The sequence below is a fragment of the Acinetobacter sp. CAU_H_56 genome, from assembly GCF_058599425.1.
Window position 1 is genome coordinate 1,627,543 of sequence record NZ_CM178654.1, and the last position, 12,814, is coordinate 1,640,356.

Annotated in this window: 14 protein-coding genes; 1 reads left to right on the forward strand and 13 read right to left on the reverse strand. The window is 43.3% G+C overall.

The window, feature by feature from the left end:
• Positions 1-189: 189 nt before the first annotated feature.
• The 8 genes from ureC to ureE all read right to left on the reverse strand — a co-directional run bounded on the left by ureC (position 190) and on the right by ureE (position 6,120).
• Positions 190-1,890, reverse strand: a complete 1,701-nt coding sequence (ureC, locus tag AC4MCC_RS07870; protein WP_419365212.1) for an urease subunit alpha — start codon at positions 1,888-1,890, stop codon at positions 190-192.
• Between the two features lie 33 nt (positions 1,891-1,923).
• On the reverse strand, positions 1,924-2,235 hold the full coding sequence (locus tag AC4MCC_RS07875) for an urease subunit beta (protein ID WP_312158199.1): 312 nt from the start codon (positions 2,233-2,235) through the stop codon (positions 1,924-1,926).
• Between the two features lie 9 nt (positions 2,236-2,244).
• Entirely contained in the window at positions 2,245-2,547 is a 303-nt protein-coding gene (gene ureA / locus AC4MCC_RS07880) for an urease subunit gamma (protein WP_004785859.1), read from the reverse strand.
• Positions 2,548-2,790: 243 nt separating this feature from the next.
• Positions 2,791-3,666: an urease accessory protein UreD gene (locus tag AC4MCC_RS07885; RefSeq protein WP_491885093.1), complete on the reverse strand. Its 876-nt coding sequence runs from the start codon at positions 3,664-3,666 to the stop codon at positions 2,791-2,793.
• Between the two features lie 43 nt (positions 3,667-3,709).
• Positions 3,710-4,276, reverse strand: a complete 567-nt coding sequence (locus AC4MCC_RS07890) for a HupE/UreJ family protein (RefSeq protein WP_419365219.1) — start codon at positions 4,274-4,276, stop codon at positions 3,710-3,712.
• A 13-nt stretch (positions 4,277-4,289) separates the two neighbouring features.
• Positions 4,290-4,904 carry an urease accessory protein UreG gene (gene ureG / locus AC4MCC_RS07895; RefSeq protein ID WP_004785864.1) on the reverse strand — a complete coding sequence of 205 codons (615 nt, stop codon included), beginning with the start codon at positions 4,902-4,904 and terminating at the stop codon, positions 4,290-4,292.
• An 81-nt stretch (positions 4,905-4,985) separates the two neighbouring features.
• A complete protein-coding gene (locus AC4MCC_RS07900) occupies positions 4,986-5,651 on the reverse strand; it encodes an urease accessory protein UreF (protein WP_491885094.1) in 666 nt (221 codons plus the stop codon).
• Complete coding sequence (gene ureE / locus AC4MCC_RS07905; RefSeq protein ID WP_005235563.1) at positions 5,638-6,120, reverse strand: urease accessory protein UreE; 483 nt, start codon at positions 6,118-6,120, stop codon at positions 5,638-5,640. The genes AC4MCC_RS07900 and ureE overlap by 14 nt, the downstream gene beginning before the upstream one ends.
• A 249-nt stretch (positions 6,121-6,369) precedes the next feature.
• On the opposite strand from ureE, the gene AC4MCC_RS07910 reads away from it, so the two are divergent.
• Positions 6,370-7,074, forward strand: a complete 705-nt coding sequence (locus AC4MCC_RS07910) for a phospholipase D family protein (RefSeq protein WP_004785869.1) — start codon at positions 6,370-6,372, stop codon at positions 7,072-7,074.
• Positions 7,075-7,161: 87 nt separating this feature from the next.
• Here the strand turns inward: AC4MCC_RS07910 and urtE are convergent, their stop codons facing one another.
• The 5 genes from urtE to urtA all read right to left on the reverse strand — a co-directional run bounded on the left by urtE (position 7,162) and on the right by urtA (position 12,735).
• Entirely contained in the window at positions 7,162-7,860 is a 699-nt protein-coding gene (gene urtE / locus AC4MCC_RS07915; protein ID WP_491875857.1) for an urea ABC transporter ATP-binding subunit UrtE, read from the reverse strand.
• Positions 7,861-7,871: 11 nt separating this feature from the next.
• Positions 7,872-8,690 carry an urea ABC transporter ATP-binding protein UrtD gene (urtD, locus tag AC4MCC_RS07920; protein WP_491885095.1) on the reverse strand — a complete coding sequence of 273 codons (819 nt, stop codon included), beginning with the start codon at positions 8,688-8,690 and terminating at the stop codon, positions 7,872-7,874.
• Positions 8,687-9,760, reverse strand: a complete 1,074-nt coding sequence (urtC, locus tag AC4MCC_RS07925) for an urea ABC transporter permease subunit UrtC (protein WP_491885096.1) — start codon at positions 9,758-9,760, stop codon at positions 8,687-8,689. Before urtC ends, urtD begins: the two co-directional genes overlap by 4 nt.
• A 4-nt stretch (positions 9,761-9,764) precedes the next feature.
• Entirely contained in the window at positions 9,765-11,402 is a 1,638-nt protein-coding gene (gene urtB, locus AC4MCC_RS07930; RefSeq protein WP_491885097.1) for an urea ABC transporter permease subunit UrtB, read from the reverse strand.
• A gap of 94 nt (positions 11,403-11,496) precedes the next feature.
• Positions 11,497-12,735 (reverse strand): urea ABC transporter substrate-binding protein, encoded by a 1,239-nt coding sequence (gene urtA / locus AC4MCC_RS07935; protein ID WP_419365323.1) that lies wholly within the window; start codon positions 12,733-12,735, stop codon positions 11,497-11,499.
• Between the last annotated feature and the right edge of the window lie 79 nt (positions 12,736-12,814).

A 12,814-nucleotide genomic window follows, 5' to 3' on the forward strand; every position in this document is an offset into this window, starting at 1 on the left:
AAATTAGCAAACTCTATCTAATCTATTGAATTAGTACTCTATATATTTTTTAAATATACTCATCAAGATCAAAAAATAAGAAAATACCCCTCATCCTAACCTTCTCCCAAAGGGAGAAGAAACTTTCCAAGAGTTTATTTAAATAGTGGAAATTCCCTCTCCTTTAAGGAGAGGGTCAGGGAGAGGTAATTAAAACAAGAAATAACGTTGAGCCATCGGCAACACTTCTGCTGGCTCACAGGTCAGATGCATACCATCGGCACGAACCTCATAAGTTTCTGGATGCACTTCTATGACAGGACAGTAACTATTATGTTTCATGTCCTGTTTAGTTACCTGGCGTGTCGCCTTACATGGTGAAATCAACTTTTTCAGACCTAATTTTTCATGTACGCCATCATCAATTGCAACTTGTGACAGGAACGTAATACAGGTGTTATGCACACCACGCGGATAAGCCCCAAACATTGGACGATAATGCACAGGCTGTGGCGTTGGAATAGAAGCATTAATATCACCCATCGGCGCTGCTGCAATCATGCCGCCCTTAATAATCATGGATGGTTTGACTCCAAAGAATGCAGGCTTCCACAGCACTAGATCGGCCAATTTACCTTCTTCCACCGAACCAATTTCGTGGCTCAAACCATGAGTAATTGCAGGATTAATCGTATATTTGGCGATATAACGTTTGACCCGGTTATTGTCTTTATAGGCAGTGTCACCTTCCAAAGGCCCACGTTGCACTTTCATTTTATGCGCCGTTTGCCAAGTCCGTAAAATTACTTCACCGACACGTCCCATCGCCTGAGAGTCTGATGACATCATGGCAATTGCGCCCATATCCTGCAATATATCTTCTGCAGCAATGGTTTCACGGCGGATACGACTTTCTGCAAATGCCACATCTTCTGCAATCGCTGGATCTAAATGGTGACAGACCATTAACATGTCCAGATGTTCATCAATGGTATTGACGGTATATGGACGGGTTGGATTTGTTGAAGATGGTAATACGTTCGGTTGACCAATGGCTTTTAAAATGTCCGGCGCATGTCCGCCACCTGCACCTTCAGTATGGTAAGTATGAATGGTACGGTTTTTAAAAGCTACTAAAGTTTCTTCTAGAAAGCCACTTTCGTTTAGTGTGTCAGTGTGAATCGCGACCTGCACATCATACTGGTCGGCCACAGTTAGACAGTTATCAATCGCTGCTGGTGTCGAGCCCCAATCTTCATGCAGTTTTAATCCGACTACACCAGCTTTAATTTGTTCTGCAATTGGCTCTGGCTGGCTTAAGTTGCCTTTACCTAATAAACCAATATTCATCGGTAAATCATCAATTGCTTGTAGCATTGTGGCAATATGCCAAGGCCCTGGAGTCACGGTTGTCGCAGAAGTTCCAGCTGCCGGACCTGTACCGCCGCCGACCATCGTGGTTGTGCCAGACATCAGTGCCGTTTCAACTTGCTGCGGGCAGATCCAGTGAATATGGGTATCAATTCCGCCAGCTGTTAATATTTGTCCTTCACCAGCAATGACTTCAGTTGCAGCACCCAATGGAATGGTAATATTAGGCTGAATATCCGGATTGCCGGCTTTACCGATTTTCCAGATTCGACCATTTTTTAAGCCTACATCTGCTTTAACAATGCCCCACCAGTCGACAATCAGCGCATTTGTAATGACAGTGTCAGCCACTTCAGATGACAAAAGTTGTGATTGTCCCATACCATCACGAATGACCTTGCCGCCACCAAATTTAACTTCTTCACCATAAGTGGTGAAATCCTGTTCGACTTCAATGAATAATTCAGTATCAGCTAGACGAACACGATCCCCGACTGTTGGTCCAAACATTTCGGCATAAGCACGACGTGACATTTTCATGATTTATAAACCTTTATAATTCTGCTGCAATTTTTATGAATCGAGCTTACCCATGATTCGCCCGCCGAAACCGTAAACCTCACGTTTACCTGCTAATGCAACCAATTCCACATCGCGTTTTTGTCCTGGCTCAAAACGAATCGCCGTACCAGCAGCAATATTTAAGCGAAAGCCTTTGGCCAGCTCACGATCAAACTGCAAGGCATCATTGGCTTCAGCAAAGTGGAAATGTGATCCGACCTGAATCGGTCGATCACCAATATTAGCAACAGTTACCTTCAAAACTTCCCGACCGACATTCATTTCAATATCGCTCTCAGGTGTAAAAATTTCTCCTGGAATCATATGCTGCTCCTATACGATCGGTTGATGGACAGTGACCAGTTTTGATCCATCTGGAAAGGTTGCTTCCACCTGCACTTCTGCAATCATTTCCGGAATGCCTTCCATGACATCATCACGTGTCAGTAAAGTCGTACCGTAATGCATCAATTCACTCACCGTCATGCCATCACGCGCACCTTCAAGCAGTGCCGCAGAAATATAGGCAATGGCTTCTGGATAATTCAGCTTTAAACCTCGGGCTTTACGACGCTCTGCCACCAGACCCGCAGTAAAAATCAGCAGTTTATCTTTTTCTGTAGGATTGAGTTCCATAACTGGTTCCTCATTGATATATATGTATTTCTAAGCAAAATATGTGCAAGATTTAAAATCTTTCCCATTTCAACTTTATAAAAGAGATGAGCTTTTCTCCTCCCTTTATCAAAGGGAGGTCGGGAGGGATTTGACCTGCTCTTAGCCTTCTTCCAGTCAAAGGAATCCTTAATTTTTTTTGCGGAGCAACGCTTCTCACTCATCTTTAAAAGAGGACATTTTTTAAGACGATTATGAAGACTTTTACGTCCGCCAAATCCTCGGAAATGCCTCATCCAGACCGAACCAGTAGCGTCTTAATCTGGCACGGATAGCAGCGAAACCATCATGGCATTGACGGACATCATCTCCCAGAAAACGTGCACTAATTACATCGCCAAGCAAGGTCAAGGTAATCGGTACATCCATCCGCATAATAAGCTCACGAATTAAATCGAGATGTTGTTCCAGATAAAAGCTCGCGCGATATTTTTCAGGCGGTACAGCCCAGAAGCTACCCATCACCGCATGTCCATTCATACCTAGACATGAACTGAGCCAGCGGTCATTGCCTTTAAAATTCAAGGTATCTACAACCAGCAATTTGTCTTTACGCCAAAGCTGAAACCGGTTTTGATAAGCCCCCTGTGCAAACTGCTCATCTCGTGCCTGACGGCCGATCACCAGCATATCCCAACCAATAAAACTGGCTGCCGCATCTAAATGGACGATTGTTTCGGAACTGGCATTAGCCCCATCAAACAGCATGGTTTCTTGAGGTAGCCATTCAAAAATCGCATTGTCATTTAAACGGATATGAATGTGCTGAAAAGCCTGCTTGCCATTGGTTCTGTACCATTTACCCGCACCCGGTGTGGTCACCAAAGCATGAGCATTGGCATCCACCTGCATATCAAAAGTGAGATGATCTCCACCGGCGATCCCTGCTGGCGGATGCACGATAATGGCATGGCAAATCCCATTGGCTTCTGGCCATAACATTTTCTGGATGCGTACCGGTCCATGATGCCTGCGATGTTGCAAAATGGTTCGTGCAGTCTGTTGCTGCGCCTGAAATCCCATTTCCAGACGTGCATACCATAAGTTCTGCTGTGTGCTTTTTTCTACCAGTTCATGCATCAACAAATCAACTCAATTTCATCTGCAAATGATTTTCCAGGCATTAAGCCAGGCCAATGACAGCGACAACTGCAGCTAACCCACCAATGATCTGCTTGCCATAAGGTACATATTTTTTTACGAATGCACCTAGAGCCAAGCCTGTACCATAAATCAAAGCCATTGCTGAAACCATACCGACAATTAATAGCGATACATGTCCACCTTGCCCCAATTCACTTCCATGCGCTACGCCGTGGAAGCTAGCCAATAAGATTGCAGCGACAGGCAAAACCTTATTCGATTTAGTCCACAGCGCAACAGCTAAAATGACCAGTGAAGCGATGATGCCTGACTCAGCCAGTGAAGTTGAAAGCAGACCCTTGCTACCGAGCACAAAGCCTGCAACCATCGCTACTGCCAGACCGATGAGACCCGAAATTTTCCAGCGTTGATTTGCAGTCCACATCAATACACCAAAGGCAATCGCCATCATCAGGTGATCTAAACCAGTAAAAGGATGGACAAAGCCAGACCAGAATCCACTGTGATGGTCATGTCCCGCGTGAGCAAATGCCAACATCGGTAAAGCTGCCACGCTTGCAACCAGTAACTGTTTGAATAGACGCATGATGAATTTCCCCTTAAGACTTAAATAAACCTTGTTTTTCGATAAAGCTGATAATTTCGTTCAAGCCATCTTGTGTTTTCATATTAGAAAATAAAAATGGTTTATCGCCACGCATCCGCTTCGCATCCTGATCCATCACCTCCAGGCTGGCACCGACCATTGGCGCCAAATCCGTTTTATTGATAATTAGCAGATCCGACTTGGTAATACCGGGACCGCCTTTACGTGGAATTTTCTCGCCACCAGCCACATCAATCACGTATAAAGTGAGATCAGATAATTCCGGGCTAAAGGTTGCCGCAAGGTTATCGCCACCACTTTCAATAATGATAAGTTCTAGTCCATCAAACTTTTCACACAGATCATCAATCGCAGCCAGGTTAATGGACGCATCTTCACGAATCGCAGTATGTGGGCAGCCGCCTGTTTCTACACCGACAATACGGTCTGGCGACATCGCTTCATGACGGGTTAAAAAGTTCGAGTCTTCTTTGGTGTAGATGTCATTGGTCACCACTGCCATATTGTATTTTTCACGCAGTGCAAGACATAAATTCAGGGTTAAAGCAGTTTTACCTGATCCAACCGGACCACCAATTCCAACGCGTAATGGACTACGTTCTGACATGTTGATTTCCTTTATTACATTTTCTGGGCACCAGTTTTAATGATGCTTTTCAATCTTTTTACTACTGCTCTGGTCTGAAGATTACGACCGGAATAAGCGTGAATACTGGGTTTCATGCGACATGCTTAACATGGCATATTGCGGTAATGCGCTGCTGATTTCATGATCATATAAAGCTAATGCTGCCTGTACAGCTTCAGGAATTTCCTGATGTAGTTGCCATATAATCCGCTGCCCACTCATTTGCCCGAGTGGAATAGTTTTTACTGCTGCCAGCACCTGATTTTCCAAAACTGTAAAGCTATAAGCAGTTAAGACATCGGCAAGATCTAAACCCAGCTCACCACATAAATGTGCATACACCGGCACAAACCCTAATTGCTTTTTTACGCTCGGTGGTTGTTTTAAAACATCTCTAATCCATGCATTCAAAGAAAATGCCAATTGTTGTGATTCAGCCAGTAATTCTTTGGATTCTCGGCTGGCCCGATACAGTTCTGCCCAATACTGAAACTGTTCTGCATCATCAAAAGTCTCTACCAGACGCTTGAGTACTGGAAGCTCAAAACGCACTAGTAGCATTTCCAATACTTCCTGAAAATAGCTCACACAGGAGACTTCATCATGCACCATGCCTTTTTCGATGGCGCTCTCCACCCCTTGCGAATAACAGTACGCTCCAATCGGCAATGCCGTTGAAGATAAAGTCAGCAAGCTGAGCAGTTGAGACGCATTAGTGATGGACATGATGTAAAGCCTTGATTGGGCTTAAGCGGTGGTCATGCTGATGCTGTGCATAAGCACCACTTTCAGGTTCAAATGGGTGCATGACTTCCTGAACTTCAAGACCTAAACCTTGTACCATTTCAGCCAAAACATGATCTGGTTCAAAGTACAATGCAGTAGGTGTTAACATGAGAGGAACATGACGATTCCCTAGATGATAGGCTGCTTTTAATAAGTCAAAGCTATTGTTTGTAGTCACCTGCATCAATTTTTCAGGCTTCGCATCGACCCGAAGAATGTCACCCTGTTCAGTTGCTATAAAAGAACCACTACGCAAAATTCCTGTACGTGGTAAATCTGCACCAATATCGACACCATTTTTTAAAGTTGCACGAAAACGGCTCTTTTGTCGTGTATCGAATGTGAGTTCAAGAGACTCAAAATCACTTTCTGGTGCAATGTTTTCCAAACGTTGCGTATAAATTTTCATAACTACCCTACTGATGCTGATAAATCCTGTATTTGTTCCAAATTGAAACCAAATAATTTTTAGCATTTAAAATTTGCATCAAAATAAAGCAGTTATCGTGCCAACTTGGTTTGTTAAAAGATCTAAAATTGAATGAAAGATAAAATCTCAAAAGTTTTCGTTGAGCTAATCCGTAAGTTAAATTATTTTCTTGATTCAAAAATTTAAGCTAATATCTCTACAATGATTAAATAAGAATATGAGAAATAAATGGCAAAATTTTTAAACACAAGCGGAACAAATTTCTTTCTAGAAGAACTTATTAAAAATGCCAAAGAGCGTTTAATTTTAATTAGTCCATATTTGCGTCTCAATGATCGTATTAAAGAGCTATTGGAAGACAAAGATCGGCTAAAAATTGATATCCGTATTGTTTACGGTAAAAGTGATCTGCATCCTGATGAAATTAAATGGATGCAAAAACTGGATTATGTGCGTCTAAGTTTTTGTAAAAATCTACATGCAAAATGCTATTTGAATGAATCAGAGTGCATCATTTCAAGCTTGAATCTCTATGAATTTAGCCAAGTGAATAACAATGAAATGGGGATTCTAATCCGTAAGTACGAAGATAATGATGTATTTAAAGAAGCTTATGAAGAAGCACAACGGATTATTCGAATTAGTGATGAAGTCCGCATTACTTTAGATGAGGTAAAAGCAGAGACCATCCCAACTGAAGAGAATAAATCAGAAGAAAATACAGCGTTCACAAAACTGACCACAGCGAAGCTTGCCGCAAAACTAGGCTTAAAAACAGCAGACACTTTTGAGAAATTGATTGCCAAAGGTTATCTAACACTCAATGAAAATGGAAAGCATTTTTTAACAGATGAAGGTAAATCTGCAGGTGGAGAATTCCGAACTGGACAATATGGCATGTATTTTTTATGGAGTGAGAATACAGAGATTTAATTATATTTATAAATCCCTCCAAACCTCCCTTTTATAAAGAGAGGCGTCTTTCCCTCTCCCTTTGGGAGAGGGTCAGGGAGAGGGAATTTAAATTGCCACCAGATCCCGAATACCTTTTTCCGGCATTTCACTTCCAACACCTTGAGCAATCACTTGCCCACGTGCCATGACGGTATAACCATCTGCCAGTTCTTCAGCAAAGTCATAGAACTGCTCCACCAGAACAATCGCCATTTCACCGCCATCAGCCAGCTTACGAATCACGCGACCAATATCTTTAATGATAGATGGCTGAATTCCTTCAGTCGGTTCATCCAAAATGAGCACACGCGGTTCAGATGCCAATGCGCGGGCAATCGCCAGTTGTTGTTGCTGGCCACCGGATAAGTCACCGCCGCGTCGATACTTCATTTCTTCTAATACCGGAAAAATCTCATAGAGATGTTCCGGAACTTTACGGGTTTTGGCTCCTTTAAATTTTGCCATACCAATCAGAATATTTTCTTCAACGGTTAAAGTCGAAAAGATATCCCGGCCTTGCGGCACATAAGCCAAACCTGCCTGAACCCGCTGTTCAGGACTCAGTTTGGCAATATCTTTGCCATCTAAAAGAATCTGACCTGATTTGATGGGCAAAATCCCCATCAGACATTTCAGCAGTGTCGTTTTACCAACGCCGTTACGACCCAGTACGACAGAGCACTCACCGACAGGCGCATTGAAAGACACATCACGTAAAATGTGACTACCGCCATAAAACTGATTTACATCTTTAACTTCTAGCATCAGTCAGCCCCTTAACGTCCAAGATACTTTTCAATGACCTCTTCATTGGCCTGTACTTCTGCCAATGTGCCCTCAGCCAGAATCGCCCCTTGTGCCAGCACCGTTACTTTTTCACTAATGGTATTGATGAAGCTCATATCGTGTTCGATGACCACCAGCGTATGATTCTTTTTCAGTTCCAGACACAGTTCAGCAGTCCGTTCGGTTTCGGCATCGGTCATCCCTGCCACTGGCTCATCCAGTAAAATGAGTTTTGGACGTTGCATCAGCAGCATACCAATTTCCAGCCATTGCTTCTGACCGTGCGATAAAAGCCCTGCAGGTTTGTGAATAAATTCCTGCAAGCGGATTTGCTGTAACGATTCATCCAAGGCATTTTGTGCATCCGGATCGAGCTTGCTGAAAAAGCTTTTTTTAACACGTTTATCTTTAGGTGCAGCCAAGAGCAGATTTTCCATCACGGTGAAATTTTCAAACACCGTTGGTTTCTGGAATTTACGCCCGATGCCAGCTTCTGCAATTTCTTCAGTACTCATTTTCGCCAGATTATAGGTTTGGCCAAAAAATGCAGAACCTTCAGTAGGACGGGGTTTCCCGGTAATGACATCCATCAACGTGGTTTTACCCGCGCCGTTTGGCCCAATGATGCAGCGCAATTCACCTTCTTCGATATACAGCGATAAATCATTTAAGGCACGGAAAGCATCAAACCAGACACTGACTTTTTCCAGATAAAGTGCGATCCCATGGCTAAAATCTGGCCCTTGCTCTTTTGGTCGGCCATAGCCTTCAGAAGCATGGCCGCCATGAGGTTGTAAAATTTCACTCATTCGCTACGCTCCTTTTTAAAACGGTCAAATAATCCAATCACGCCTTTAGGCAGGAAGATGGTGACCACAATAAATAATGCCCCCAGAATTAATAACCAGGCTTCTGGATAAGCGACAGTAAAGTAAGTTTTAACTACATTAATTAAGCCTGCACCCAGGATCGGACCGATCAAGGTACCGCGACCGCCAGCCGCTACCCAGACTGCCATTTCAATCGAGTTCACCGGATTCATTTCGCTCGGATTAATAATCCCGGCTTGTGGTACATACAGTGCACCAGCGATACCTGCAATCACAGCAGATAATACCCAGGCTGAAAGCTTGTACCATAAGGTGCGGTAACCTAAATATTGCAGACGGTTTTCACTATCACGAATCGCGCCAAGCACACGACCATAAGGTTTATTCATTAAATGGCGTAGACCAACAAAGCACAGCAATAACACCAGAGCCGTGATAAAACATAGGCTGGCACGCATCGGTGCTGATGTGATGTCCATGCCTAAAATGGTTTTGAAACCGGTAAAACCGTTATTCCCGCCAAAGCCTGTTTCATTGCGGAAGAATAAAAGTGCTGCCGCAAAAGTCATCGCCTGAGTAATAATCGAGAAGTAAACGCCTTTGATTTTTGAGCGGAAAGCAAAGAAGCCGAAAATAAAGGCAATTAGTCCTGGTACCAAGACCACAAGTATCATGGCCCACCAGAAATGATTAGTCCCCACCCAAAACCAGGGTAATTCAGTCCAGCTCAGAAAACGCATAAAGTCAGGCAAACCATCACCTGCTGATTGACGCATTAGATACATCCCAAAGGCATAACCACCCAAGGCAAAGTACAGGCCATGACCTAAACTTAAAATACCGGCATAGCCCCAGACCAGATCAAGTGCTAAAGCCACCAATGCCAAGCACATGATCTTGCCGATCAAAGTGACCCAATAAGCAGACAGATGCAGGCTCGAATCCGCTGGCAATAAATGTAACCATGGCAAGGCCAGTAAAATAACAAAACAGATCGCAATTGCGAGTGCGCTATAAGGTTTATCTGAAAGTAATGATGTGATTTTCATAGGCTTACTCCACAAAGCGTCCTTTAATGGCAAACAAACCTTGTGGACGTTTCTGAATAAACAAAATCACAAGAACCAAGAGAATAATTTTTGCCAATACTGCACCCATACCAATTTCCAGTACGGTACCACTGACACCCAGTCCCAAAGCGGCAAGAACTGCACCCCATACCTGACCAACACCACCGACAACAACCACAAGGAAAGCATCGATAATGTAGTTCTGGCCCAAATCTGGCCCAACATTACCCACTTGAGCCAAGGCACAGCCGGCAAGACCGGCAAGACCTGAACCCAGACCAAATGCCATCATGTCAATCCGGCTGGATCGGATACCGACAGCACGAGCCATTTGACGGTTTTGCGTTACGGCACGGACAAATAAACCAAAACGGGTTTTATTCAGTAGATAAACAAGTAGCAGCAAGACAGCTACAGTAAAGACAATAATTGCAATACGGTTATAAGGCAGCATCAGGCTTGGAGTAATCGAGATCCCGCCTGAAAGCCATGAAATGTTAGAAACTTCGACATTTTGTGCCCCAAAGATCATCCGCACCACTTGCATCAGGATCAGGCTCACCCCAAAGGTTGCCAATAAGGTTTCCAGTTGACGGCCATATAAAGGACGAATCACGGTACGTTCGATCAGCATGCCAATCGCTGCACTGACAATAAATGCCGCAGGAATCGCTGCGATCAGATACCAATCTACCAAACCACTAAAATGCGATTTAAAGAAACTTTGCACTACATAAGTGGTATACGCCCCGATCATGATCAGCTCGCCATGCGCCATATTAATGACACCAAGCAAGCCATATGTAATGGCTAATCCTAAAGCCGCAAGCAATAAAATACTGGCAGTACTTAAACCGGAAAATACATGTCCAGCCCACTCACTGGCCTGAATTCGGGTTTTGATACTACTTCTGGCATCGACCAAAGCGGCTTTTAAATCGGGATGAAGCTTTGGCTGAGCCAGTTCATTTTCAACCAGCGCAAGGACGTCTGGACGGTTTGAATCTTTTAGAACTTTTGCCGCTTCTATTTTGGTTAGTACATCTTCAGATTGATAATCCAGACGTGCTTTTAACTGGGCAAAACGTGATTTAACCGTATTATTTTTTTCATTTAAATACATCTGATTGATAGCTTGAGTATCAAGTTCAGACAAGTTATTTTCTAGAATATCAATCGCCTCAAGGCGCTGAGAGGCTTCGTCTGAATTTAATTTCTTTTTTGCTAAACCGAAGGTCAGTGCTTTATTTAAAGTATTTACCAATGTAATTTGCGACAAATCAGATGGCCAGGTTTCAACAGCTTTTCCATCAGGATAGCTGACTAGTTTGTCTTCTGCTTCCAGAATATAAGTATTACCTGCACTGTCAGTATAAAGCTGATCTTTTTCAACAAACTCTGCTAGTTGATCAAGTTGTTCAACACTGGAAGGCCACTGGTTTAATAAAGCACGACGAGTGGCAAAGTCCCCACGAACAAACTGCTGAATGGCATCAAGTGACTGTTGAGATGATTGCGATACGGTTGTTTCGCTAGATTGAGTTTCTGCATGCACCATATTGAGACACAAACACTGACTCAAAATTACAAAAATGGCCGCGAGATTTAGGCGAGTGGACATGAGTGTCCTCCCTATTTATATATTTAACGCTATCCCGTCCGGGAGATGAAAAATAAGAAAGGCCTACTGCCGAAGCAGCAGGCTTTGGAGGAAATTATTTAGGAATGTATGGGCTCCATGGCTCAGCAGCAATGGTTTTCGGAGTTTTATAAACCACATCAAACTGACCATCGCCACGAATCTGACCAATCATCACCGGTTTATGTAAATGATGGTTGTTAGCATCCATTTGTAACTGATAGCCAGATGGTGCATCAAAGGTCTGACCTGCCATTGCTTCACGAACTTTATCTACCTCAGTAGAACCGGCTTTTTCTACCGCCTGTTTCCACATATTGATACCGACATAAGTCGCTTCCATCGGGTCATTGGTCACAAACTTTTCTGCATTAGGCAGTTTGTATTCCACGGCATACTGTTTCATCTTGCCGCTGAATTCAGTATTTTTCGGATTTTTTACGGACATGAAGTAGTTCCACGCCGCTAAATGGCCGACCAATGGCTTGGTATCAATACCACGAAGCTCTTCTTCACCTACAGAGAATGCCATAACCGGAATATCAGAAGCTTTTATGCCCTGGTTACCCAATTCACGGTAGAACGGTACGTTTGAATCGCCGTTGATGGTTGAGATCACCGCAGTCTTTTTGCCTGCAGCAAATTTTTTCACATTGCCGACAATGGTTTGATAGTTACTATGACCAAATGGTGTGTACTCTTCCATGATGTCAGCATCAGCGACGCCTTTAGATTTTAGGAAAGCACGAAGAATTTTGTTGGTGGTACGCGGATAAACATAGTCTGTACCTAGTAATACAAAGCGTTCAGCTTTACCGCCTTCTTCACTCATCAGATATTCAACTGCTGGAATCGCTTGCTGGTTAGGCGCAGCACCGGTATAGAAAATATTTTTAGACTGTTCCTGACCTTCGTATTGGACTGGATAGAATAATAAGCCATTTAACTCTTCAACCACTGGCAATACCGATTTACGTGATACTGAAGTCCAGCAACCAAAGATGACCGCAACTTTATCTTGAGTGATGAGCTGACGTGCTTTTTCAGCAAATAGTGGCCAGTCAGATGCTGGATCAACGATAACCGGTTCAAGCTTTTTACCTAAGACCCCCCCATTGGCATTGATTTCATTAATCGCCATCAATGCTGTGTCTTTTAATGAAGTTTCAGAAATGGCCATCGTGCCAGATAAAGAATGCAAAATACCAACTTTAATCGTTTCCCCACTAGTTGCAGCTGCTTTCGGCTCAGAGGTAGCGGCCGTTTTATCTTCAGGCGACTTCGAACAACCTGTTAAAGTCAGTGTCCCCAACATCGCAGCAACAATTAAATTTTTAGAAAACTTTTTTTGTTCGACTTTCATGTACTTCTCTCCAATCCTAGTTAGGCTTTTT